At 67.8% G+C, this 25164-nt stretch carries 19 protein-coding genes; 7 read left to right on the top strand and 12 right to left on the bottom strand.

The genetic code is table 11. The features are described from left to right. Positions 1-54 precede the first annotated feature (54 nt). The 4 genes from AC1DSC_RS20695 (at position 55) to AC1DSC_RS20680 (ending at position 5541) form a co-directional block, all read left to right on the top strand. Positions 55-1875, top strand: coding sequence for an ATP-binding response regulator (locus tag AC1DSC_RS20695; RefSeq protein WP_015866144.1), 1821 nt, complete (start codon positions 55-57; stop codon positions 1873-1875). A gap of 89 nt (positions 1876-1964) precedes the next feature. Further along, on the top strand, positions 1965-3137 hold the full coding sequence (locus tag AC1DSC_RS20690; RefSeq protein ID WP_015866143.1) for an Ig-like domain-containing protein: 1173 nt from the start codon (positions 1965-1967) through the stop codon (positions 3135-3137). Between the two features lie 147 nt (positions 3138-3284). After that, a complete protein-coding gene (locus AC1DSC_RS20685; protein ID WP_436288396.1) occupies positions 3285-4466 on the top strand; it encodes an Ig-like domain-containing protein in 1182 nt (393 codons plus the stop codon). Positions 4467-4605: 139 nt separating this feature from the next. Continuing rightward, on the top strand, positions 4606-5541 hold the full coding sequence (locus tag AC1DSC_RS20680; RefSeq protein ID WP_015866141.1) for a peptidoglycan-binding protein: 936 nt from the start codon (positions 4606-4608) through the stop codon (positions 5539-5541). Positions 5542-5558: 17 nt separating this feature from the next. Here AC1DSC_RS20680 and AC1DSC_RS20675 read toward each other — a convergent pair whose 3' ends face one another. Next, the gene (locus AC1DSC_RS20675; RefSeq protein ID WP_436288397.1) at positions 5559-6638 is read right to left on the bottom strand and encodes a hypothetical protein; all 1080 of its coding nucleotides are present in this window, start codon (positions 6636-6638) and stop codon (positions 5559-5561) included. A gap of 202 nt (positions 6639-6840) precedes the next feature. On the opposite strand from AC1DSC_RS20675, the gene AC1DSC_RS20670 reads away from it, so the two are divergent. Continuing rightward, positions 6841-7821: a tripartite tricarboxylate transporter substrate binding protein gene (locus AC1DSC_RS20670; RefSeq protein ID WP_436288398.1), complete on the top strand. Its 981-nt coding sequence runs from the start codon at positions 6841-6843 to the stop codon at positions 7819-7821. Here AC1DSC_RS20670 and AC1DSC_RS20665 read toward each other — a convergent pair. From AC1DSC_RS20665 to AC1DSC_RS20650, 4 genes are all read right to left on the bottom strand, one after another. Continuing rightward, the gene (locus AC1DSC_RS20665) at positions 7790-8725 is read right to left on the bottom strand and encodes a LysR substrate-binding domain-containing protein (protein ID WP_015866138.1); all 936 of its coding nucleotides are present in this window, start codon (positions 8723-8725) and stop codon (positions 7790-7792) included. The two genes, AC1DSC_RS20670 and AC1DSC_RS20665, sit on opposite strands and share 32 nt — an antisense overlap. A gap of 49 nt (positions 8726-8774) precedes the next feature. Beyond that, entirely contained in the window at positions 8775-9662 is an 888-nt protein-coding gene (locus AC1DSC_RS20660; RefSeq protein WP_062365202.1) for an amidohydrolase family protein, read from the bottom strand. A 108-nt stretch (positions 9663-9770) separates the two neighbouring features. After that, on the bottom strand, positions 9771-11663 hold the full coding sequence (locus AC1DSC_RS20655; RefSeq protein WP_062365201.1) for a phage integrase family protein: 1893 nt from the start codon (positions 11661-11663) through the stop codon (positions 9771-9773). Next, a complete protein-coding gene (locus AC1DSC_RS20650; protein WP_018905734.1) occupies positions 11660-11926 on the bottom strand; it encodes a hypothetical protein in 267 nt (88 codons plus the stop codon). Before AC1DSC_RS20650 ends, AC1DSC_RS20655 begins: the two co-directional genes overlap by 4 nt. A 406-nt stretch (positions 11927-12332) precedes the next feature. Here AC1DSC_RS20650 and AC1DSC_RS20645 point away from each other — a divergent pair, with 406 nt between their 5' ends. Further along, positions 12333-12665: a hypothetical protein gene (locus AC1DSC_RS20645; protein WP_062365200.1), complete on the top strand. Its 333-nt coding sequence runs from the start codon at positions 12333-12335 to the stop codon at positions 12663-12665. Positions 12666-12860: 195 nt separating this feature from the next. Here AC1DSC_RS20645 and AC1DSC_RS20640 read toward each other — a convergent pair whose 3' ends face one another. Both AC1DSC_RS20640 and AC1DSC_RS20635 read right to left on the bottom strand, forming a co-directional pair. After that, positions 12861-13940, bottom strand: a complete 1080-nt coding sequence (locus AC1DSC_RS20640) for a ParB/RepB/Spo0J family partition protein (RefSeq protein ID WP_436288399.1) — start codon at positions 13938-13940, stop codon at positions 12861-12863. A 243-nt stretch (positions 13941-14183) separates the two neighbouring features. Continuing rightward, a complete protein-coding gene (locus tag AC1DSC_RS20635; protein ID WP_307596744.1) occupies positions 14184-15341 on the bottom strand; it encodes an AAA family ATPase in 1158 nt (385 codons plus the stop codon). Between the two features lie 606 nt (positions 15342-15947). Between AC1DSC_RS20635 and AC1DSC_RS20630 the strand changes: the two genes are divergently transcribed. After that, a complete protein-coding gene (locus tag AC1DSC_RS20630; protein WP_436288400.1) occupies positions 15948-17321 on the top strand; it encodes a replication initiation protein in 1374 nt (457 codons plus the stop codon). A gap of 64 nt (positions 17322-17385) precedes the next feature. Here the strand turns inward: AC1DSC_RS20630 and AC1DSC_RS20625 are convergent, their stop codons facing one another. From AC1DSC_RS20625 to nosP, 5 genes are read right to left on the bottom strand one after another with little or no spacing between them, the layout of a single operon-like run. After that, positions 17386-19596, bottom strand: a complete 2211-nt coding sequence (locus AC1DSC_RS20625; RefSeq protein ID WP_478131918.1) for a putative bifunctional diguanylate cyclase/phosphodiesterase — start codon at positions 19594-19596, stop codon at positions 17386-17388. A gap of 37 nt (positions 19597-19633) precedes the next feature. After that, positions 19634-20626, bottom strand: coding sequence for a TRAP transporter substrate-binding protein (locus AC1DSC_RS20620; protein ID WP_436288401.1), 993 nt, complete (start codon positions 20624-20626; stop codon positions 19634-19636). Next, positions 20623-22890: an EAL domain-containing protein gene (locus tag AC1DSC_RS20615; protein ID WP_436288402.1), complete on the bottom strand. Its 2268-nt coding sequence runs from the start codon at positions 22888-22890 to the stop codon at positions 20623-20625. The genes AC1DSC_RS20620 and AC1DSC_RS20615 overlap by 4 nt, the downstream gene beginning before the upstream one ends. Next, entirely contained in the window at positions 22887-23984 is a 1098-nt protein-coding gene (locus AC1DSC_RS20610) for a sensor histidine kinase (protein ID WP_436288403.1), read from the bottom strand. Before AC1DSC_RS20610 ends, AC1DSC_RS20615 begins: the two co-directional genes overlap by 4 nt. After that, positions 23977-25137, bottom strand: coding sequence for a nitric oxide-sensing protein NosP (nosP, locus tag AC1DSC_RS20605; RefSeq protein WP_436288404.1), 1161 nt, complete (start codon positions 25135-25137; stop codon positions 23977-23979). The genes AC1DSC_RS20610 and nosP overlap by 8 nt, the downstream gene beginning before the upstream one ends. Positions 25138-25164 lie beyond the last annotated feature (27 nt).

Genomic DNA, 25164 nt, shown 5'->3' with positions numbered 1-25164 from the left:
AGCGAAATACATACATACACATACGCGGGGACCACCCTGCAGGGAGGCAATTCGATGAGCGACCTCGTGTCGAAGCATCTGGCCGTCGACGCCGCGCTGGGCCTGCGCATATTGCGCGAGCACGTGGCGTCGGTCTACGCCGGCCACAGCACGGCGATCCTGGCCCATTTCGGCTTTGCCATCGCGCTGGCCATCTTCAGCTACTCGCGCCTCGACCATCCTTTGCTGCTGTGCTGGCTGCTCGTCCTTGCGGCCGTGGACCTGTACGCCTTGCTCGCACCGCGCTGGACCCCCGCCACGCCGATGGCCGACAGCCCCTACTGGGCGCGCAAGTACGCGCGCCTGGTCACGATGGTCAGCGTCGCCACGGCGCCGGCGCCCTTGTTCCTTGTATCGACGACGGACCTGGTCATGACCACCGTGTTCACGGTGGTCATCATCGGCAGCTGGACACGCGCGGTGCAGGCGCGATGGCCGCTGAAGCCGGCCATGTTCGGATACGGCATTCCCATGATGACCGGCCTCATTGCCGCGCTGGTCTGGCACGGCAACGCGCTGAACTGGTTCCTTGCCGCCTTCGGAACCGTCAACCTGGTGCTCACCTTCCGCGCCGGCTTGCAGGAGAACCGGCGGCTGACCGAATCGCTGCTCCTGCGCTTCGAGAACGAGGCCCTGGCCGCTCGCCTGAGCGAGCAGATCGCCGCCACCGAGCGCGCCAGCGCCGAGAAGACCCGCTTCCTGGCTACCGCCAGCCACGACCTGCGCCAGCCGATGCATGCCATCGCATTGTTCGGCGCCGCGCTGGAGAACGCGCTGGAGGGCCGGCCCGAAGTGAAGAATGCCGAGCGCCTGATGCGCGCGGTCGACACGCTGGGTGCCTCGCTCAACACCATGCTCGACATCTCGCGCCTCGACGCGGGGGTGGTGGTTCCCGATCCATGCGCCCTGGAACTCGACGCGCTGTTCCGCCCGCTCAACCACACCTTCTCGGCGCAGGCCGACCAGAAGAACCTGCAGCTGCGCATTCGCGCCAGCGGGCTGTGGGTACAGAGCGACCCGCAGCTCCTGTACCGCATGCTCTCCAACCTGGTCGACAACGCATTGAAGTACACGCTGCACGGCGGCGTGACCGTGACGGCACTCGCGCGCGGCGATCTTGTGCGGATCGAAGTGCGCGACACCGGCATCGGCATTGCGCCCGCGCAGCTGGAACGCATCTTCGAGGAGTTCTACCAGATCGGCAATCCAGGACGCGACCGCTCGCGCGGCCTGGGCATCGGGCTGTCGATCGTGCAGCGCTTGTCGCGTCTGCTCGCGCATCCGGTGCAGGTGCGCTCGCGCCCGGGCCGCGGCACCTGCTTTCGCCTGGTGGTCCCGGCGGCCAAGGCATCGCTGGATTCGCCTGCGGACCTTCTGCTGCAGGACCTCGAATCGCCCGTGCGGCATCGCTTCACGATGCCCGATCTGCGCGGACCGGTCCTGCTGATCGACGACGAGTCCGAGATCCGCGAAGCCATGACGGCACTGCTGCAAGGCTATTCGCTCGATGTGGTGGCCGTGGCCAACGAGGCCGCCGCGGTCGAAGCATTGACGCATCCCGATGCGCAAGCCAGGCCCTTCGCACTGCTGCTGTGCGACTACCGGTTGGCCGACGGCGTGGACGGACTCGATGTCGGGCAACGCCTGCGCGAACGCTTTCAACTCCATGCACCGCTGCTTCTGATTACCGGCGAGACAGCGCCCGAGCGTTTGCAGCGCGTACGCGCCTCGGGCGTGCCGGTGCTGTTCAAGCCCGTGAGCGCCGCAACGCTGCTGCAAGCCATGGCCGAGCTCGCGCCTGCAAGCCACCGGCGCGCGCATCGGCGCGACAAGTGACTTTAGGCACTATGGCGTCTTCTTCGCTTCTCCTAAATTGACACGGGGCCGGATCGCGGCCCTTTGACACTCAACAGGGAGAGAAACGAATGAAGAAGAATCCATGGGCAATGGGTGCGGTGGCCGTGGCCGTCGCAGCGGTGGTGGTGGCATGCGGCGGGGGCGGCTCGAATGGCGGCGGCTTTGCAGGCGGGCTCCCTGCCGGCACGGGCACGCCCGGTGCTGGCGCTGGCGCAGGCACTCCCACTGGCGGCACAGGCAACTCGACCGGCACCGCCCCGGTAGCAGCCAATGACAGCGCCAGCGGCCAAGCCGGTGCCAGCGTCACCCTCAACGTGCTCGACAACGACCAGGATGCCGACGGCAACCTCGACCGCAACTCGGTGCGCTTCGTGCAGCCACCGGCCGACGCCACCTTGTCCGGCGACGGGCGCAGCCTGCAGGTGCCCAACGAGGGCAGCTGGCAGGTGGGCAGCGAGGGGGCGGTGGTGTTCACTCCCGCGAGCGGCTTCACCGGCAGCCCGACGGTGGTCAGCTACACCGTGTCCGATGCCACCGGGCTCACATCCGCGGCCGCGACGATCACGGTCACCGTCACGGTGGCGTCGGCCACCAGTTCGGCAGCCTGCTTCAACGAAGGGTTCCTCCACACCGGAACAACCATGGATTTCGAATTCACCGTCAGCGGAGATGGCGCTACGCCGCCCCGGCGCGTCGTGAGCACCGTCACGGGACCCAAGGAGTTCAATGGCGCGGCGACCATGGAGACGAAGTCGGATTTCTATGGGGACGACGGCAGCTACGCAGGAACCAACATGGGCTACAACGCCTTCGTGGACGGCTTCCTGGTGAGCTACGGCATGACCGGGAGCAACGTCCGGCAGACGATGAGCCCGCCGCGTCGGCAACCGGTCGCCATGGAGCCAGGACAGACCTTCGATTTCACCTACACGACCAGGAACGAATACGCCGACCGCGTCGAAGAAGGTACGACGACCACGTCCTACACCTACGTGGGCCGCGAGACCCTCCAGAGCGCTGCGGGAACCTTCTCGGCCTGCAAGTTCACCACCCATCAGGTGGACACGCCCATCACCTCCTCGCCCACGACGCAGACCTTCGACAAGATCAGCTGGGTCGCCGCCGAGGGCCCGTATCGTGGGTTTGAACTGCGCACGGAGGTTGTGGCCCAGTACCCGAATGCACCCACGATCCGCCAGGTGGTGCAGCCCACCAAGGTCAGCGTTTTCGACATCAAGTGAGATCTTGCGGACTGCTGCGATCGGGGCCACGGGCGATGGCATCGGCGCGACAAGTGACTTTAGGCACTATGGCGTCTTCTTCGCTTCTCCTAGATTGACACAGGGCCGGGATCCCGGCCCTTTGACACTCAACAGGGAGAGAAACGAATGAAGAAGAATCCATGGGCAATGGGTGCGGTGGCCGTGGCCGTCGCAGCGGTGGTGGTGGCATGCGGCGGGGGCGGCTCGGGTGGCGGCGGCTTTGCAGGTGGGCTTCCTGTCGGTGCGGGTACTCCCGGCGCGGGTACTCCAGGTGCTGGTGCTGGCACCCCTGCTGGCGGCACGAGCAGCCCCACCGGTACCGCACCGGTGGCAACCAATGACAGCGCCAGCGGCCAGGCCGGCGCCAGCGTCACCATCAACGTGCTCGACAACGACCAGGATGCCGACGGCAATCTCGACCGCAATTCGGTGCGCTTCGTGCAGCCGCCGGCCGGCGCCACCTTGTCCGCCGACGGGCGCAGCCTGCAGGTGCCCAACGAGGGCAGCTGGCAGGCTGGCAACGAGGGGGCAGTGGTCTTCACTCCCGCGAGCGGCTTCACCGGCAGTCCGACCGTGGTCAGCTACACCGTGTCCGATGCCACCGGGCTCACGTCCGCGGCCGCGACGATCACGGTCACCGTCGCGGTGGCATCGGCCACCAGTTCGGCACCCTGCTTCAACGAGGGGTTCTTCCGGACGGGAACGATCATGGATCTCGAACACACCGTCAGCGGGGATGGCGCGACGCCGCCTCGGCGCACGGTGAGGACCGTCACGGGACCCAAGGAGTTCAATGGCGCGGCGACCGTGGAGACGAAGTACGATTTCTATGGGGACGACGGCAGCCATGCAGGGACCAACATGGACTACAACGCCATTCAGGACGGCTTCCTGCTGTTCTACAGCATGACCAGCAGCAACGTCCGCCAGACGATGAGCCCGCCGAGTCGGCAGCCGATCGCCATGGAGCCCGGACAAACCTACGAGTTCACCTACACCGCCAAGAACGAATACGCCGACCACGTCGAAGAAAACACGACGACGAAGTCCTACACCTACGTGGGCCGCGAGACCCTCCAGAGTGCTGTGGGAACCTTCGCGGCCTGCAAGTTCACCTCGCATGGAGTGACCACTATCACCACTCCTACGCCCATGACACAGACCTTCGACCTGGTCTACTGGGTTGCCGCGGAGGGCCCGTATCGGGGGTTTGCGCTGCGCACCGAGGCTGTGGGCCAGTACCCGAATGCACCCACGATCCATCAAGTGGTACAGACCACCAAGATCAGCGTCTTCGACATCAAGTGAGTCCTGCGGCTGCTGCGAGCCGGACAACCCGCAGCGGCGCAAGAAGTGACTTTAGACACTGTGGGCAATCGTGCCTTCCCACTAAATTTGCGCAGGGCCGCATTCCGGCCCTTTCGCAACCAATTGGGGGGAGGATCGCATGAAGAAGTCCACAGGCAAGCCACGCCAGCAGCGCGCGCTCTCGAGACCGGCCATGGCCATGGCAGCAGCGGCAACGCTGCTGGCGCTTGCCGGCTGCCAGAACATGCCCGCGCTCGACATGCAGATGGGCAGCCAGTCGGCCAAGACCGTTGCCACGGGCAGCGCCGCGGGCTCGGCCACGTCCGGTGAGAGCAGCGCGCTCGAGCGCTGCGATTCGCCGCTCGGCACCGTCTCGCTGATCGAGAACGTCAATGCCGGCTGGTACACCATCCTCACCGGCGAGTACCGCCTGCCGCCCACGGCCAACCTGCTGCGCCTTCTGGTGCAGCAGTCCAATTGCTTCGTGGTGGTCGAGCGCGGCGCGGCCGGCATGAACGCGATGACGCGCGAGCGCGCGCTCATGCAGTCGGGTGAAATGCGCGGCGGCAGCAACTTCGGCCGCGGCCAGATGGTGGCGTCCGACTACGGCCTGTCGCCCGAGATCGTGTTCAGCAACAACGACGCGGGCGGACTCGGCGGCACCATCGGCGGGCTGGTCGGCGGTGGCCGCGGCCGCGCCATCGCGAGCCTGGGTGCCAGCCTCCAGACCAAGGAAGCCGCGGCGCTGCTGACGCTCATCGACAACCGCTCGGGCGTGCAGGTCGCGGCATCGGAGGGCAGCGCCTCCAAGACCGACTTCGCGGGCCTCGGCGAGCTGACCGGCCTGCGCGGCGGCGGCAACATCGGCGGCTACACCCGCACGCCGCAAGGCAAGGTGATTGCCGCGGCCTTCATGGACGCCTTCAACCAGATGGTGCGTTCGCTGCGCAGCTACAAGGCGCAGACCGTGCGCGGCCAGGGCCTGGGCGGCGGCGGCCGGCTCGGCGTGGATGGCGGCGCGGCGCCTTCGCAGACCTCGGCGCCGCCGGCGTCATCGGGCCGCAGGAGAAAGTAGCCCGGCCCGCGGCGACCTCAGCGCGCCTTGTCGATCTGCTCGGCGCCGCTGTCGGCCAGCAGGTCCGCGCTGCTCAGGCGCTGCGACGCACGCAGCATCTCGGGCGCGCCGGCCGTGCGGATCACGCGGCTGCTGCTCGCGAGCACGCGCTTCTTGGCCTGCTGCGCGCCTTCGGTCAGGCTGTAGTCGATGCGGTAGTCCCATGCCGCGATCGGCACCTTTCGATTGCCCAGGCGCTCGATGCGCACTTCCGCGGCGGTGCGTTCGCCGGGCCGGAGTTCGGTGGCCTGCGAGAAGCCCCGCCCGACGCCGATGACCGTTCCGGCCTCGTCGTACAGCGTGACCAGCACTTCGACGATGCTCAGCGCCAGGGCATCCTTGCGCGCATTGGCAAGGCGGCCGAACAGCCACACCTCGTCCGTCTGTTGCACCAGGCGCACGCGCGTGAACTGCAGCGGCGGACCCTCGGTCGTCCAGAAGGGCGTCGACAGCGCATCGGCCTGCAGCTCGTAGCGCGTGACGGCCTGGTCGCTCGGCAGCTTGATCAGCACCGGCGCTGTCTCGCCGGGCATCAGCGTACCGATCGGCACCGATTCGCTCTGTTCGCCGATGCGGCTGTCGCGGTCGTAGAAGATCGCATTGACCTTCGGCCGCTCGATCGCGCTACCGCTCTCGTTGCGCGCCGTCACCAGCAGCCAGGGCTGCGCCAGACTGCCGCTGCCCGCCAGCACCTGGCGTGCCTCGAGCCGGAGGCCTTCGCCCGGAATCGTGCGCGGCATCGAGGCCCGCTCCGGCTGGTTGCGGTCCACGACATAGGCCATGACGCCGAAGACACCGGCGACCAGCACCGCGACCGCCGCAATGGCGATGCCCATCGACCGGGCCGCGCTGCGGCCGCGCGCCGACTGCTCGGCCGCCAGCCTTCGTCCGGCCTCGTCCTTGACCTGCTCGAGCACGCGCTCCAGCCGGTCGGAGACGTTGTCCTCGACGATCGACACCGAGCCGCAATGCGCGCAGGCGTACTGGTTGAGCCCCGAGCGCTGGAGCATGCCGCTGCCGCATTCACCGCACTTGAGCGTTTGCAGGTTGATGGTCAAAGAAATGTCCTCGGTGGCATTGGCGACGCGGTTCCGCGCGCATCTTAGCGAGGAAGGCGCCGGATATGCCGCCGCGACATATCTCAAAGTGGCCGGGCCGGATAGCGGACCGCCGCCGGAATGGCGATAGTCCATCACGCCGGCACACGGCCCCACGCACCGCCGGCACTTCAAAAGAGAAGACGGAGACAAAGGAATGGATATGCGCACTCGCACCCGGCGTTCGGCGCTCGCGCTGGCCGCACTCTCGTTGCTCTGTGCAGGCGCGAACGCGCAGCAGCAGCAACCGTCGTCGACCAAGCCCATTCGCCTGGTCGTGCCCTTCGGCCCCGGCGGCGTGGCCGATCTCACGGCGCGCACCGTCGCGCAGAAGATGTCGGAGGCCATGGGCCAGAGCATCATCGTGGACAACAAGCCGGGCGCCGGCGGCGTGGTCGCTTCCGACGCGGTGGCCAAGGCGGCGCCGGACGGGCTCACCATGCTGCTGATGTCCAACGGCAATGCCGTGAGCGCGGGGCTGTTCAAGCGGCTGCCTTTTGACACGGTCCGCGATTTCGCGCCGGTGTCGACGCTCGGCTATTTCGACATGGCCGTGGTGACGGCCGCCGATGCCCGGTTCAAGACGATGCAGGAGCTGCTGGCACATGCGAAGGCGCATCCCGGCACCGTCAACATCGGCACCATCAACGTGGGCAGTACGCAGCACCTGGCGGCCGAGCTCTTCAAGCGCAGCACCGGCATCGACGCGCAGGTGATTCCGTTCAACGGCTCGCCCGCACTGATCACGGCGCTGCGCGGCGGGCAGGTCGACGCCGGCGTCGAGATCCTCGCGCCGATCCTCGGGCAGATCAGCGGCAAGTCGCTGCGCGCCCTCGCGGTCATGGGCGCGAAGCGCTCGTTCGCGCTGCCCGACACGCCGACGGTCGCGGAGAGCGGCGCGCCCGGTTTCAAGGTCTCGTCATGGAACGCGCTTGCCGTGCCCGCGAAGACGCCGCCCGCGGTCATCGCGAGGCTCAGCAAGGAAGCCAACGCGGCGCTCGCCACGCCGGAAGTCAAGGAACGGCTGCGCCAGCTTGGCGTCGAGGCGCAGGGCAGCACGCCGCAGCAGCAGGCGGACCTCCTGAAGGACGAGATTCAGCGCTGGTCGGAAGTCATCCGCCTGGCCGGCATTCCGAAGCAGTGAGCGCCGGTGCCGGCGAAGCATTCATCGTCTGATCCACGACCTCGCGCACCAGCGCGAGAACGGCCTGCTGGGTCAGCGTGGCCGGACGCTGCGAACTGACGGCCAGCGCCAGCCGGCTGCGCAGCGGAGGATCCACGATCCGCCGGATGCCGAAAGCCTCCGGCCGAGGCGCGGTGAGCACCGCGTTCGCGGACAGCACCGCGGAGCCAACGCCATCGATGACCAGGTCGAGAATGGCGGCCACGCCGTCGATCTCCATCGCGATGGCCGGGCGGCATCCGATGTTGGCCATTTCCGCCTCGACCAGCATGCGGATGGAGTTGGGCTGGGTCGGAATCACGAGCGGCTGCGAGGCCACCTCGCGCAGCGCGATCTCCCCGCCGGGCTGCGTGGCCGGTCCGACCAGGTACAGGTCTTCTTCGAGGATGACCACGCTGTCGATGTCGGCCGAGGGCGCGGGGTTGTAGAGCAGCGCCAGGTCGATGCGGCCCGCGGTCACCGATTCCTGCAGGGCGCTCGACAGCGCCTCGGTGATGGCAAGGCGCGCATCGGGCAACTGCTGGCGAAAGGCACGGGTCAGCGGCACGGCAATGCGCTTGGCGATGCTCGGCGGCAGGCCCACCGTGACGCGGCCGGCCAGCGCGCCGCGCATGCGGCCGAGGTCTTCCTTGGCGCGCTCGATCTGGTGCAGGATGCCCCTGGCATGCGCCAGCAGCAGCGTGCCCGCATCGGTGAGCGTGACGCCGCGGCCGTTGCGCGTCAGCAGGTTCTGCCGCAGCTCCACTTCGAGCTGGCGCACCTGCCGGCTGAGCGCGGGCTGCGCCACGTCGATCACGATCGACGCGCGCGTGAAGCTCCCCAGCTCGGCCACGCGAACGAAGTACTCCAGCTGCTTGAGGTCCATGAGCTGGAGTCTAGGGGTCCGCTCACGCGAAGCAAGCGCTTGCCGCCTCTCAGGCCCAGTAGAGCCGCATCGGGTTGTCCACGAGCAGCTGCTGCTGCAGCTGCGCGGTGCGCGCGATGCGCGGAATCATGTCGACCAGCGTGCCGTCGTCGGGCATGTGCGTCTTGAGGTTGGGATGCGGCCAGTCGGTGCCCCACAGCACACGGTCCGGGAAGGTCTCGACCAGGCGTTGCGCGAACGGCACGACGTCATCGTAGGCCGGCGATCCGGAGACCGACAGGCGCTCGGGGCAGCTCACCTTCGACCACACGTTCGGATGCTCGCGCATCAGCCGCACGAAGCGCTCGAACTGCGGCCCGTCGACCGGCTGGCTCACGTCGGGCCGGCCCATGTGATCGACCACCACGGTCGTCGGCAGGCGGGTGAAGAAATCCCAGAGCTCGGGCAGGTCCTGCGCCTCGAAGTACACGACCACGTGCCAGCCGAGCGGCGCGATGCGCTTGGCGATGTCCATCAGCACCTCGCGCGGCGTGAAGTCCGCCAGGCGCCTGAGGAAGTTGAAGCGCACGCCGCGGATGCCGGCCTCGTGCAGCCGGTGCAGTTCGGCATCGCTCACGTTGGGCGCGACCGAGGCCACGCCGCGCGCGCGCCCGTTCGAGTGTGCGATGGCATCGAGCAGCGCGCGGTTATCGCTGCCGTGGCAGGTGGCCTGCACGATCACGTTGCGCTCGAAGCCCAGCAGGTCGCGCAAGGCGAAGAGCTGATCCTTCGATGCGTCGCAGGGCGTGTACTTGCGCTCGGGCGCATAGGGAAACACGGCCGCCGGGCCGAAGACGTGGCAGTGCGCGTCGACCGCGCCCGGCGGCGGCCTGAAGCGCGGCTTCGACGGGTTCGGGTGAAAGCGCAGCCAGTCCTTGTCCATGGTGCTAGCGGGCATGGCGCGCCTCCGTGGCGGCAGCGAGCGAAAGGCAGGGAACCGGTGTTTGCATTGCTCGCATCTTGCGCAGATTGCGGCCCGCGAGCGAGCGCCCGGGCGCGCTAGCAGCTAGCGCATTTCGGTATGGCCCTGCAGCTGCGCGGTCGCCAGGTACATGGCCGTGGTCCCCACCGAGGCATGTCCGAGGTTGTTCTGCACGACCTGGATCGGCACCGGCACCTGCCCTTCCCTGCCGCGCAGCGCGTGGGATCCATGCGAGTGTCGCAGCCAGTGAGTGCTCGCTTTTTTGAGCTGCTGGGCTTCGACGCCGCGCAGGCCGGCCGCGGCTTGGGCGACAAAGGCCTTGATCGCCTGGTACAGGCCCGAGGCCGACCAGGCGGCCGGACGGCGCAGTTCGGCATCGAAGCGCGCCAGCACATGGATGCCGCGGTTGCTCACGGCGCCGACCTGCCGCTCGAAGCCGTGGCGGGCGAGTTCGTCTTCCAGCTCGGCCACCAGCGCCGGCGGCACCGGCACCCGGCGGCAGCGCCCGCCCTTGCCGGCCACCACCAGCTGCCAGCCGGTGGCCGGGGCGCCGTCGGCCGTGCGGCATTCGATCTGCTCGAGGTCCTCGCACTTGGCGCTGGTGATCTCGGCCAGCCGCAGGCCGGTCGCATAGAGCCAGCGCATGCCGCGCCGCAGCCGGCGCCTGGCTTCGGTGTCGGCATGCGCCTGGAGCAGCGCGTCGACATGGTCCCACTGCGCGAAGCTCAGCGCGCGGCTGGAGTCCAGCGGCTGCTGCAGGCTCGCGGGCGGCGCCAGCGTGGCAAAGGGGTTGCCCACCAGATAGTTCTGGTTCACCAGGAACGCATGCAGGCTGCGCAGGATCGCAATGGCCTGGCGCAGCGCCGAGGGCGCGAGCGGCCCTTCCATCGGCCGCCACAGCGGCGACCAGCGCTGGTGATGGCGCGCGCCGCACCAGTGGGCGGGCGGATCGAGCAGGAAGTCGCGGTATTCGATCGCATCCTCGACGGTGAGCGACGACAGCGCCTTCCCGCGCTCCAGCACGGCCCAGAGCAGCAGGCGCTCGGCCTCCTTGCGGTAGGCGCGCTGGGTGGCCGACAGGTCGATGGTGGCATCGCCCGCGCGCTTGGCGCTGAGCCAGGCGCCCACGGCCTCGTGGTCGTTGGTGGCCATCAGCAGGCACTGCCCGCGCGGCGCGCGGTTGCTGCCTGCGCTGCCGTCGAGCTCGGCGGGGAGCACGAACTTTTCATAAGGCACGAGTGCGGTGCCGCCCGGCACCACCGCGGCCAGCGCCAGCGGGCCGAGCTGCGCCCGGGGGGTCATCGCGTGGGCGCCGATGCGCAGCCCCAGCACCTGTTCGTTGGCGCGCAGCCAGTCGAGGATGCGCGCCGCCTTGAGCTCGCCCACGCCCGGCACATGCACCCACCAGCGCGAGCCGATGCCGTTGATGTGCTCGACCAGCGCATGGAGCGTGCGCAGGCCGGCGCGTTCCAGGCGGCTTGCCACCGAGGGATTGAGCCAGGCCGACACGCTGTCGAGCGGCCGCGGGTCCTGGGCGACCAGGTTCTCGAGCCAGCGCAGCGCTTCGAGCTGGCGCTCGACCACGCGCGCCCGCCGCGAGGGCCGGGCGCCCTGCCCCGCCTTGCCCGCGGCGGGGTAGGCGGCCTCGTAGGCCTCGACCTGTTCGGACTCGGAGAAATCCTCCAGGCCGTTCGCCACGGCGAACTCGGCCAGGCTCGGGAGCGCCGGCGCCGCGGAAAAGCGGTCGGCGTCGAGCAGGATCAGCCGGGCGGTGCCTGGCTTGTGCTCGCGCCGCGCGGCCGCCGCGAATTCGTCGCGGATCCAGGCGATGGTGCGGCGCACGGTCCGCAGGTCGGTGTGTTCGCCTTCGAGCCGCAGGTAGCGGTCCCAGCTGGCCCGTTCGTCGAGCCCCTGGGCCAGCGCCCGCATGAACGCGAAATGTCCGCGGTGCAGCTTGCGCGGAATCAGGGCCTTCATGAGGCCGATGTCGGGTTCCGCTCGCCGGCCGTCGTCGACTGCCAGAACTTCCACCACGGGCGCGGCGCCGGCCCGGGATCCTCCGGCAGCTGCTGCAGCTGGCTCACCCGCGTGCGCCGGCGCTGCTCGACCTCGAGCGCATGCGCGATGCCGAAGGCCTCGCGGTCGCCGCGGCCCGCAAGGGCCCGCCAGGTCGACGCCAGGCGCGCGAGCTCGTCGTCATCGATGTGGGACAGTTGGGAGGGTGTGGGAACGGCAGGCATGTCTGTCGCACTCATGCGGCGGTCCATCTCGCCGGTAGGGCGGGATCGAACAGGGTGCTGGCGAAGGCCTGCGTGCCGTGGGGTGCGGTGGTCGTTGTCATGAATTGCTTGATGATAACTGAAGTAATCATCAATACACATTTTGTGTTGCAACCAAGCATCTTCACGAGCACCTTCGTCTAAGTTGTTGACTTGATTGGATTTTATCCGGGTTGCTCGGCGTCTGCCGAGCGCCACAGGAACCCGTGGGAACCCTGCAACAGCCGCCGGTCTTCGAAAACCCGCCCCTCCAAGCCCCCCTGTCCCGCAGGACCCATGGCTTGTCCCGTCGACCCATAGAGGCACTGGCCGCGTTGCCTCTAGTACGATGCGCGGCCATGGGAACAAATCACATTCGAGGTCTTTCATGAATCCCCTTCTGCGCCCCCTGGCCCTGGTCGCCTTGCTTGCCACCGGTGCCATGGCACCCGCCGCCGCGGACCCGTACAAGGACGAGAGCGGTCACGGCAAAAGACGGCACGGCGGCCGCGAGTACAAGGAAGCGTTCTGGGACGGCCGGTGCAAGGTCGAGCGCAAGTGGGAGAAGAACGGCGAATACAAGGAAAAGCGCAAGTGCAAGGACCACGCCTCGCGCGCTCCCGTGTACGAAGCGCCGGTCTATGCAGGCCCGCCGCCGGGCGTGGTCGTGCAGCCCCCTGCGATCGTGATCCAGCCGCCGGCCATTGTGGTTCGGCCCTAGGCGCGCAAGACCAGGCCAGCCCGGATCCCACGAGGCAGGCCGGGCTTTTTTTTTATTTCCCTGCCCTGCCCCCGGGGCGGCGCCAGGACGCCGGCCCGGGTGCCGCTGCGCCTGCCAAATGCCTGGGACGAGCGGCGCAAGCAAATCCCAACGGTTCTCACATTGGCCCTGCCGCCCTCCCCCCGGCAGGCGAATCTACAGCGTGCGGGCCTTGCGCAAAGCCTCGGCGATGCCGGCCTCGAGCGCGTCCTGGCTGGACTCGGTGGCTGCGTCCGGCACGATCGTGATCGTGATCTCCCCGCTCTTGGCGCGCACCAGCGTGCCGATCTTCTGCCCCGCGGACAGGATGTCGAGCTTTTCCGAGCGTTCGAAACCCGGCTTGGCGTCGAGCAGCCTTGCGACGACCATGGCCGGCGCAAGGCTGTGGCCCCGCAGCCTTTCCACGCGCTTGAGCACGCCGCGGCGGTCCTTCTCCATGGCGGCATTGATCTGCTCGGCATGGCGGAAGCTGATTTCGAGCGGGCTGCGGAAGCACTCCACCACGGCCGTCGGCAACTGCGCCACCATGAGCGCCTTGCGCACCCAGGTATGGCTCACGCCGAGCGCTTCGGCCAGTTGGCGCTGCGTCGGGAACAGCTGTTCTTCGAGCGCGCGCTGGTACATCAGCCCCTGTTCGTAGTTGGACAGGTCCGCGCGCTCGCGATTCTCCCGGTCCATGGCCGCGAAGAGCGCCGCGTCGCCGAGTTCGTCGACCCAGATGGACGCCAGTACCGGAATGCCAAGCTCCAGCGCGGCCCGGTGCCGGCGGTGGCCGAAGACGATCTCGAACTGGCCGGGCTCGTCCTTGAGCGGCCGCACCAGGATCGGCTGGACGTTGCCGCCGGCATGCTCGATGTCCGCCTTGAGGCCCGCAAAGGCGCTGCTCGTGAACGAGGCGTCGTGGCGGTTCGCCCAGCGGCTCGGATGGATGGTCTTGGGGTCCATCTTGCGCGTGGGCAGCGAGCCTTCGTACTGGCCGAGCTTTTCGCGCAGCGCCGCCATCTCGCCTTCGACCTGCTGGATCTGGCCGCGGAAAGCCATCATCTGGCCAGGGCCGGTGCGCGGCGCGAGCGAGCCGCCGACGGCCGGTGGAAACCTGGTTTCCACGGCGTTCGATGCCGACGGGGGCACTGCGGGAGCAGCCGCCGGGGCCGGCGCATCGACCGGATCCTTTGCCGCTTCGGGAAGCATCAGGCCGGCGGTCAACGCCTCCAGCCGCTTGCGGGTGCTAGCCATGATGGACACTCCTTGGCGCGGCTTGGGCCGCGCTCGATGCCGTGAAACGGAGCCTTCTGCCGATCCGCCCCGCGACCTTCGGCAGGTACTGTGGCATTGCCGCGCCGCATCCGGCTTGTGGCAACCGCGGCCGTGGAAACCAGGTTTCCACGGCGTGCGTCATGCCGGATACATCAAGGGCGAGCCGCCCGGTGGAAACCTGGTTTCCACGCCAAGGGGCTCCGGAAAGCATGGCCGGCATTCTCATTGCTGCGCCCTCCCTTGTGCCGTCCAGGCGCCGATCACCGACTGCTCGACGAGCTCGACGAAGGAATCGTAGGCGTCTACCGCGCGCTTGTAGGTCTTGGCGGCGCCTTCGTATTTCTGCACGTCGTAGACCGTGGCGAATTCCGCGGCCTTGTTGCTGGTCACGCTGGTCTTCGGGATCTCGACCGGCAGCGTGTATTCGCCGTAGGTGGCCTGGATCCACTGGCGCACCGCGGGCATTGCCGGATCGGCCGCGTCCACGCGGCTCAGCAGCACGTGCAGGAAGTCGAAGGCCTTGCCCTCGCGGTCCTTGCTCTGGCCGTCCAGGTTGCCGCCCAGGTCCGCGAGCAGCGACCAGAACTGCGCCGACGAGGCAAAGTCCAGGCCCGAGGGCGGCACCGGAACGACGATGCCGTTGGCCGCCCACAGCGCATTGATCGTGACATACGAAAGGGAAGGGGGCGTGTCGATCACGATCACGTCGTACAGGTCGCGAACCGACTCCAGGCCTTCGTTCAGCACGTCCCAGAACTTGGCGCCGGGCTGCTGCATCTGGCGCGCGGGGAGGGCGAACTCGGCCGAGAACAGGAAGGGCGCGGCCGCGACCAGGTCGATGCCGTCCCAGTAGGTCGAGCGGATGGCGTAGCGGATGTCGTTCTCGGAGCCGTCGCACAGCGGACCGATGGTCATGTCCTCGGTGACCTCGGCTTCGGGCAGCAGGCCATGCAGCGTGGTGAGCGAACCCTGTGGATCGGTGTCGATCGCGAGCACGCGGTGCCCGCGCAGGCTGAGCCCCTGCGCCAGCACCATGGCCGTGGTGGTCTTGGCCACGCCGCCCTTGAAATTGCCCACGGCGATGGTGATGGCCTTGCGCCCGGCCGGCCGCATCTTTTCCGCACGGTAGGTTCGGGTCCAGCGGCGCAGTTCGTCCAGCTCGAAGGTGCGCTTGCCGCCCGAAGGGGTCAACCGCCCGGCCGGCAGGTCTTCCTTGGTGATGCGGTAGGCCACATGCGCCTTGTCGACGCCGCACAGCGCGGCCAATTGGGCGGTGGAGTAGGTGGGCGGGATCTTGCGGGCTTCCGGCGCCAGCAGCATGCCCCGGATCTGCTCCACCATCGACCCGGCCCGGGTCGCCAGCGCGGCGATCTTCTGCATGTTGATGGTTTGGCGGGGAGGCACCTGGACGTCGTTGGAAACCAGGTTTCCACCGACCAGAGGAACAGGAACGGACATTTTGTTTGGCCTTATTCGACAGAATACGGCAATTCTATGAGAATCTGTCGAATGAACAAGTTTCGCGGAGAACTCAGCTACAGCGCCGCGAAGTATTGTGAGGAAGATTGGGGACCAAGACCCCAGCCCCTCGCATGCCAAGCGCCGCAGGACCCGAAAACCGGGGGCAGGGCGCCTGACGCGGGCCTTTTGCGCGCCTGGCTGCCGCCGCGGACCCCAAACAGGGGCGCAGCCCACGGCCGGAACCCATATCCACTCACATTGGAACCCATCCGGACTCACAAAAGTGGCGCTTGTCTCCCAACAAGGCTCACGCCAAATCCCATCCGATCTCACATTCAATCCCAACCGATCTCACATGAGAGGAGCTAAGTGACTGTCACGACGGAGGAAAGTGGAATCCCAATTCTTCAATTCCCCAAGTGTTTATCTGCAAACATACCAAGGCACCATGGCCGGCGTAATGTGAATTGACTGAATCACAATGCAAAGGCATGATGTGAAACCATCTGATTGCCGTAGCGGACCATGGTCGAAGAAGACAATTCACAATCCCGGTCTCCGCCGCGGCAGCCGCCCACGGCGGAGGAGCAGAGCGTTGCCAAGGCCAACGAAGCCATCGCCATCCGCCCCAAGCGCGGCCGGCTCACCCTGCTGTCGCGGCGCATCTACAACGCGCTGCTCTACCATTCGCAGCGCCAGGGCGTGGACGAGCCGGTCTACCGGCTGACCTTGAGCGAACTGATCGGCGACGCCCGCTTCAACTCCAACAACACCGAGCTGCTCAAGTCGCACCTGCGCGACATGCAGGCCACGACCATCGAGTGGTCGACCAGCAGCAGCTCCCTGAAGCGCTGGGTGTCCTCGCAGCTCCTGGGCACGGTCACGATCGAGGAGCAGGGCAGGGGGCGCCCCTGCATGGTGACCTGGCGCTATCCGGACGAGATCAAGGAGCGGCTGGTCAAGCCGCACCAGTACACGCGTGTGCTGCTCGAGATGAGCAGCCAGATGCGCAGCTATTCCGCCGCGGTGCTGTATGAGATCGGCGCGCGCTATCTGACCTCGCCGGGGCGGCTGTCGATGCGCGAGGACGTGGTCTGGTGGGCCGCGGTGCTCACGGGTCGCAGCGACATCAAGGAGGTCGACTACCGCTTCCTCAAGCGCGACGTCATCAGCAAGGCGCTGGCCGAGATCGACGCGCTGTGCGAGGACTTCGGGCTCGAGCTGATCGAGCACAAGCGCGGGCGCAAGATCGAGGAGATCCAGTTCCGGGTCGTTCCCAAGGTGCAGCAGCGCCTGGGCGACATCAGCGCGTCGAACCGCAACGTCTTCGACCTGGCGCTGGTGGGCCGGCTGATCGCGCTGGGCCTGAAACAGGACGAGGCGCAGGATCTCTACGCCACCACCGACGAAGGGCAGATCCGCGCCACGCTCGACCATGTGGACCAGCGGCTGCGCAATGCCTCGATGCCGGTGCTCAAGTCGCCGGCCGCGTATTTCAAGGATGCGCTGAAGAAGGGCTACGCGGGCGTGACCGCGATGGAGCCGGCGCCCAGCAGCGGCCCGGCACCGGCCCTGGCGCCGCCCGCGCCGGTGCTGTCGGAGGCCGACCGCCTCCGGCGCATCCGCGAGCTCTGGGAGAACGACCGGATGGGACAGGCGCGCGCCGTGTTCGCCGAGATGCCGCAGCCCATGCAGGCCGAGGTGCGCACGCGCTTCGAGGCCGAGCGGCTCGACCAGGTGGCCGCCCCCATCGCGCGCGCCTGGCGGCGCGACGGCCCGGCGAGCCGCGTGGCCGCGACCACCTTCTTCCGCTGGCTGGCCGAGGACACCTGGCCCGAGGAGCCCTCCGACCGCGTGCTGCTGGACTTTGCGCTCCAGCGCGGCGTGGCGGGCATCTAGAAGGTGAGTGCATACTCTTCGTTGAGGGCGCTACTACCTTCGAAAGCTGCCTGGATGCTGGGCCTCAGCGTCCCGCCACGCGGCGCGCACGCGCCTCGGGCTGGCCGCTCGCCGCTGCCTCGCCAGCGCGCATCCTGACCAGTGCCGCCAGTTCGGCGGGCGGCACGGGCCGGCTGAAGAGATAGCCCTGCATTTCGTCGCACCCATGGGCGCGCAGGAATTCCAGCTGCTGCTCGGTCTCGACCCCTTCGGCAATGACCTTGAGATTGAGCTCGTGCCCCAGCGCGATGATGGTCTTGGCAATCGCCTTGTCCTCTTCGTCGCCCGGAATGTCGCGCACGAAGGACTGGTCGATCTTGAGCCTCGCGATGGGAAAGCGCTTGAGCGCACTCAGGCTCGAATAGCCGGTGCCGAAGTCGTCGATCGAGAGCTGCACGCCCATGGCGCGCAGGGCCTTCATCGACTGCAGCGCCTTGTCCAGGTCCTCCATGACCAGGCTTTCGGTCAGTTCCAGCTCCAGGAGGCGGGGCTCGAGCCCGCTGTCCCGAAGCGCCAGGGCCACCTGCGCGATCAGGGTCCGCTCCCGGAACTGGCGCGCCGACACATTGACCGACACGATGAACGGCGGCAGGCCCGCGTCCTGCCAGGCCTTGTTCTGGAAGCAGGCGGTGCGCAGCACCCATTCGCCGATCGGAACGATCAGGCCGGTCTCTTCCGCCAGCGGGATGAACTGCGCCGGCGAGACCAGGCCGCGCTCCGGATGCTGCCAGCGGATCAATGCCTCCACGCCCGTCACCCGGCCCGATTCCATGTCCAGCTGCGGCTGGTACGCGAGGTGGAACTCGCTGCGCGCGAGGGCATGGCGCAGCCCTTCGCGCAGCGCGAGTTCGTCGCGGATCGCGCCGCTCATCTCGGCCGCATAGAACTCGAAGTTGTTGCGCCCCGAGGCCTTGGCGTGGGACATCGCGGCGTCGGCGTTCATGAGCAGGGCGTCGGCATCGGCGCCGTCCGCGGGATAGGTGGCCACGCCCATGCTGCCCGTGAGCTGGACCGCCTGGCTGCCGATGCGCGCTGGCTGCGCGATGGTCTCGAGCAGCTTTCTCAGGGCTGGTGCGATGTCTGTTCCGTCGCCGGGCTGGTCGTACAGGATGATCACGAATTCATCGCCGCCCGTTCGCACCACCGTGTCCACGCTGCGCAGGCACCGGGCCATGCGCTCGGCCATGACCTTCAGCAATTCGTCGCCGCCCTTGCGGCCCAGGCTGTCGTTGATCCGCTTGAAGCCGTCCAGGTTGATGAACACCACCGTCATCAGCCGGCCGTAGCGATCGGCATACGAGATGGCCTGCCGCAGGCGGTCCTCCAGCAATGCGCGGTTCGGCAGCCCGGTCAGCGGGTCGTGGGTGGCCTGGTGCTTCAGGGTGTCGGCGCTGCTTTCCAGCAGCGCATTGGAATTCTCGATCGACTCGGCCATCTGGTTCATGGCGCTCGCAAGGATGCCGAATTCATCCGCGTGGCCCTGCGGCGTCCTGGCGCTGAAGTCCCCCGCGGCGACGCGCCCGGAAAACGCGACGAGCCGGGCGATGGAGCCCGTGATGCGCCGCGAGACGACCGTCGCGGCCGCCGCGCTCAGCAGGATGGCCAGGGCGACCAGCGCGATGACCGCCCAGCGCGAGAACCTGGCTGCGCGTTCGACATCGCTGCGCGTCTGGAGCGCGAGCTTGGTCGCCTCGGTGTGCAGCGCCTCCACCGAGGATTCGATGGCCACGGCCGTGGCCAGGTAGCCTTGGCGCAGCGCATCGGCCGATTCCGGAAGGCCTTCCTTGCCATGCCGCGCAATGAACGCGAGGAAGCCGTCCTCGTACTGCCGGGTCTGGGTCTCGATCCGGTCGACCTGGTCCCTGAATTTCGGATCGGTCGAGAGGATTCGAAGGCTGGCAAGGTACTCCCGCATGTCCAGCAAATGGTTCTGCATGGCCGGCAGGGAGCGCTCGCTCGCCTGCGCCACCCCGAGCCGGTCCGCGGACAGCAGGAGTTCGTTCTCGGCGTCGCGGGCCTTGTACATCGCCAGCGAGCTGCGCAAGCTCAGGTCCGCCATCCGGTTGTCGCTGCTGAGCAGCTTGTCGATGGCGGCCGCGGAGCGCTGTTCGCTCAGATAGAAGGACGCGCCCAACGCGAGCATCAGCACAATGACGACGCCGAATCCGAGCGCGATCTCCACCCGCAGGCTGCGCGTTCTTCTCCCCCTCGGGAAGCCGATCGGGAATTTGATCAATTGCGGCCCGCTCCCAGGTCGCTGTTGGAGAGATGCATCATTGCCTTCGCTCTGCGTCGACCATCTTCAGGAACGTGCGCACGTTCTCGTCGCCCGCGAAGCGCCTGATCTCGTCGCGGGCGCCCTGCGTGGCCGCGCGGAACGGTGCCGGGTCGGGGCGCGTGACCTTCACGCCGGCGGCAGCCATCTTTGCGATCAGCTCCTCCTCTTCGGCAATGATCTTCTTGCGCATGCCGTCGCCCGCCGCCTTGCTCTCTTCACGCACGATCGCCTGCTCGGCCGGCGTGAGCTTCGCCCAGGTCGCGGTGCTCATGAGGTGGAGCGTGTTGTAGTACACATGGCGGGTCAGGGCGAGGTGCTTTTGCGCTTCGTACAGCTTGTTGTAGTAGATGACGTTGAGCGGGTTCTCCTGGCCGTCGACCAGGCCCTGCGCCAGCGCCTGGGGAAGCTCCTTGAAGCCGACCTTGCTGACCTGCGCGCCCAGCGCCTGCATGGTGGCCTCGAGTTCGGCGACGGGCGGAACGCGCACCCTGAGGCCCCGCACGTCTTCGGGCACGTTGATCGGGCGCTTGCTGTTGGTGATGTTGCGGAATCCCCATTCCCAGTTGGACAGGATGACGAAGCCCTGCTTCTCGGCCAGCGGCGCGAGCCAGTTCATTGCCGGGCCATCGAGCACGCGGTGGGCATGCGCATAGCTGTCGAAGAGATACGGCATGACGACGACGGAGAACGTCTTCTCGTACTTGATGAGGTAGTTCATCGAGGTCACGTCCATGTCGACCGCGCCCAGCCGGACCTTCTGCAGCAGTTCGTTCTCGCTGCCGAGCTGGGACGCGGGAAAGATCTCCGTGCGGATCTGCCCGTGGGTGCGCTCCTCGACCCGCTTGGCGAACTGGAGCGCCGCCAGATGAGCCGGATGCGTGGTGGTGGCGGCGTGCACCAGCGACAGCACCACGGGATCGGCATGCGCCGCCGGCGGCAAGGCAGCGAAGCCCCACGTCGCGGCGAAGATCAGGAGTGCTTCTTTCATGCTGCGGCCCCGTGCTCTCCGCCCTTGCTGCGTTCGCTCTGCGCCATGGTGCCCGAGCGCAGCAAGTCGCCGGCCTCGGTGGCCATCACGGCCTCGCTGAAGTAGTAGCCCTGCGCCATCGTGGTGGCGCCGGTCGATTGAAGGAACGCAAGCTGCGTCTCGGTCTCCAGTCCCTCCACGATGATGCCGATGCGCGCCTCGCGCGCGAGATTCATGATGGCGCGAACCGTGGCCGCGCTGTCCGGGTCGTCGATCGCGCGCTGGAGCATCGACTGCGCGATCTTCAGGTGGTTCACGCGGTAGGTGCGCAGGTATTCGAACGACGAGTATTCGGTGCCGAAGTCGTCGATCGCAATGCGCACGCCGAGCGCCCTCAGCCTGGGCAGCACGTCGTTGTGGGTCCATGTCATCTGGGCCAGCGTCGACTCCGTCACGTCGAATTCCAGCACGGACGGATCGAGCCGCCATTTCGCGAGGCTCTCGGTCACGTCGCGGATCAGCTCGCCGCCCTGCCGGAGTTGTCCGAGCGACAGGTTGATAGCCACCACCGGCGGCGCCACGCCCTGTTCGCGCCACACGCTCAGCTGCCTGCAGGCCTGGTCCAGCACCCAGCGGCCGAGCGCGACGATGCCGCCGGTGCGCTCGGCAATCGGCACGAACGCGTTCGCCTCGAGCAGGCCGCGCCTGGGGTGGTTCCAGCGCAGCAGCGCCTCCACGCCCACGATCTTTCCGGAGGACAGCTCGACCTGCGGCTGGTAATAAAGCTCCAGCTGTTCGCGCTCGATGGCCTGCTTCAGGTCTTCGCCGAGCGCCACGCGGTCGCGCACTTCGAAGTCGAGTTCCTCGGAGTGGAAGTGATATTGGTTACGCCCCTGCTCCTTCGAGCGGTAGAGCGCCAGGTCGGCCTGCGCGAGCATTTCCTCCGGGCTCTCGCTGCCCGGGGTGTAGGGGCAGATGCCGATGCTGGCCGAGGCATGCACCTGGTTGCCGTCGATCATGTACGGGCGCGCGAGCTCCTGCTGGATCTTCGCGGCCAGGGCGCCCGCGGCGGCCGCGTCGGCCATTTCGCTTTGCAGCACGGCAAACTCGTCGCCGCCCAGGCGCGCCACCACGTCGGTCTCGCGCGTGCAGTTCTTCAGGCGCAGCGCCACCTCGCGCAGCAGCAGGTCGCCGCCCGGATGGCCGAACATGTCGTTGACCGGCTTGAAGTGGTCCAGGTCGAGGCAATGGAGCGCAAACGGCACGGAGCCGCGCCGTGCCGCCGCGTGGGCCTGGTGCAGGCGCTCGACGAGGGTGGCGCGGTTGGCCAGGCCCGTGAGCCCGTCGGTGCGCGCCAGCTTTGCCAGTTGCTCCTCCGCCGCCTTGCGCTCGGTGACGTCGATGACGATGCCCTCGACCTCGATGAGCCGGCCGTCCTTGTCGCGCACCGGAACATAACGGTTCTCGACCCAGCGCCGCGCGCCGTCGCCGGTGCACAGGCGGTATTCGATGGAGGCGCCTTCGGCGTCCTTTTCGAGCACGCGCGCCATCGCGGCGGCCACGCCGGGCTGGTCGGCCGGGTCGATCAGCACGTCCGCCCAGTCCGGGTTGGCCAAGAGGGCCGCCGGTTCGTGGCCGAACTTGGTGATGTTGTGCGAGATGTAGATCAGCGGGAACGCCGGCTCGCCGCGCAGCCGGTAGAGGATGGTCGGGCTGTTCTGCACGATGATGTTGGCGTCCGACAGCTCGCGCGTGCGTTCCTCCACGGCCTGCTCGAGCTGGTTCATCTTGAAGGCGGCGTCTTCCGTCATCTGCCACTTCATGGTGAGCGCGCTGGCCAGCTGGCGCACCTCGATCGGATCGAAGGGCTTCTTGAGTACCAGCAGGCGGTCGCGCGCGTCCAGCCGATCGAACACCTCGACCCACGACTGGTCCGCATAGGCCGTGCAGATCACGATCTGCAGGCGCGGGTCTTCGAGCCACAGCTGCTCGATGGTCTCGACGCCGTCCCACCCCGGCGGCATGCGCATGTCGATGAACGCCATGGCGTAGGGTGCCTCGGCCGCCAATGCCGCGCGCAGCTTGGCAAGCGCCTCCTCGCCCTGGTAGGCGCTGTCCAGCACGAAGTCCACGTCGCCTTTCCTGGCCGAGGTTCCGAACAGCGCGGACTCCAGGTCGTCCAGGTTCGCGTCCGCGGCCGCCGGAAGAAGGATCTTGCGGAAGTCCTCGTGGATGGCCGGCGTGTCGTCAGCCAGCAGGATGCGGCGGTTCTGCGGTTTGCTCATGGCGTCTCTGCGGCCTTTCTGATCGGAAGTTCGAGCGTGAAGGTGGCGCCGGTGCCGGGTCCGTCGCTGTGCACTGCCAGCGTGCCGCCCATCTCGCGCGCCGCGATGGCTGCGCTGTGCAGGCCGAAGCCGTGGCCGTCCTTCCTGGTGGTGAACCCGTGCATGAACACGCGCGTGAGGTTATCGGGGGCGATGCCGACGCCCGTGTCTGCCACGCGGATGCGCAGCACCTCGTCCCCGACGATCTCCGCATCGAGCATGAGCTTGGCGCGGTCGTCCGCCACCGCTTCCATCGCCTGCCTGGCATTGCGCACGAGGTTCATCAGCACCTGCAGCAGGCGGCCCCGGTCCAGCGGCAGTTCGGGAAGGCGGACGAGGCCGCTCCCGATCACCACCTGGTAGCGCGCCGCGCCCGATGCGTTCATGCGCAGCGCGTCCTCGACGAGCTCGTGGATGCGTATCGGCTCGATCAGGCTGGAGGCGCGGGCATGGGCCTGCTGCGCGGCGATGATTTCCTTGATGTGGTCGACGCTCTTGCCCAGCGCCACCAGCTCGTCGACGACGGTGCGCTGCTCCGCCACCAGGAGCGGCGCCAGCTGCATCAGGTAGCCCGGGAGCAGCTTGCCCTTGGGGTCGGAGGCGAGGAACGCGCCCAGCCCATCCGCATGCGCGTTCATCAATTGCACCGCACGCGCGAGTCCTTCCACCTTGGACGCGCGGACCCTGGAAAGAATCAGCCCGGCCGACACGTTGACGCTGTTGAGCACGTTGCCCACGTTGTGCAGCACGTTGGTGGCGATCTCGGCCATGCCGGCCGAACGCGCCGCGGCCACCAGGTCGGCCTGCGTCTTGCGCAGCACCCGGTTGACCTCTTCGTTCTCGCGCAGCGCCGCTTCAAGTTCCGCGGTGCGGCTGAGCACCTGCTCCTCCAGCATGATGGTGGTCTGGAAGAGGTTGAAGTCCGAGCCCTGCGCATTGGCGCTGCGCTCGGCCCGGTCCATCAGGGCCTGGACGATCTTGTTGAGCCGTGCGATCTCGTCCTTGGAGGAAAGCGCTTGCGCACCGGGGCGCGGCAGTGTTGCAGACTCAAGCATGAGTGGCCCCCTCGCCGTTAGTGCCGAATGCAATGCCGACCAGCGTCTGGTTGACGTGCACGCCGCGGAACTGCTCCCCGTAGGTGTGGAAGCCGACCGTGTTGTTCTGCTGCAGGAGTTCGCCGATGCGGTCCTTCGCGCTGCTCTGCGCGATTTCGAGCTTGCGCAGGATGCAGTCGTAGCCCAGCACCAGCTGCGGGGGGCCGATCTCGGCGCGTATGCCGGCAAAGGCCTGCTCGAGGTTCTGCAGCAGGTCCACGCCCCGGGCCACGCGCAGCACCAGCCCGTTCTCGATCGCGCAGAAGAACGTGAGGCTGCCGTCCGCGTTGGCCTTCTGGATCGAGCGCACGTAGGTGGTGCCGCCGATCGTCAGCACCACCGGCCAGGCCGCAAAGCGCGAGGGATCCAGGTCGGAGGCGTCGATGCCCAGCATCCTCGCGTACTCCTGGCTCGCCGGCAGGCCGTTGATTTCCTTGACGGTGCGCGAAGCGGCGTCGGCCTCTGTCACGACCAGCCTGTCGTCGGTGGCAACCACGTGCTGCGTCTTGAAGATGCGAAACGGCATGCGCGAGGCCACCAGCACCAGCACCGCGCAGTCGGCGCCGAACCGGCCGTCCCAGTAGACCTGGGTCCGGTCGAACTTCATGCCGTCGCCGGCCGAACCGCCGAGCAGCGGAAGCCTGCCCAGCGCAGTCTGGAAGGCGCGCGTGACGGGTTCTTCGCGCAGCGACAGGCCGTCGATCAGCAGCAGCGCGAAGCTGTGGTCCGCATCGCCGGGCGGGCCCTCGGCCAGCAGCTTGTGCAGCAGCGCCTGCGCGAAGTCCTGGCCGGCCTCGACCTTGAACTGCTGCAGCTGCTCGACCTGGCCCGCCGCCACCCTGAAGTGGCTGGCCGGAAAGCTCGCACCCGCCAGGCTGTGGTCGCGCAAACCCGCGGGGCCGATCTCCCCGGCGGTGGTGCAGCCGACCACCGGCACGTCGCCGAACAGGCGCTTCATCTCGTCGGCCAGCGCATCGAGGTCGTAGTCGCTGGAGCAATAGAAGATCACCAGCGCCATGCCGGGCTGCGCCACCATCGCATGGAATTCCTGCGCGGCCTTGCGGGGGTCCGCCGCGCAGGCGTGGGCCTTGCGTATGCAGTCCGTGTCCTTCATGTGGCGACTCCTTGCATGGTGAGTCCC

This window comes from Variovorax sp. 01N425, assembly GCF_056399465.1.
Note: the sequence above shows the minus strand (reverse complement) of the source record. Positions and strands in the feature narration are given on the sequence as shown.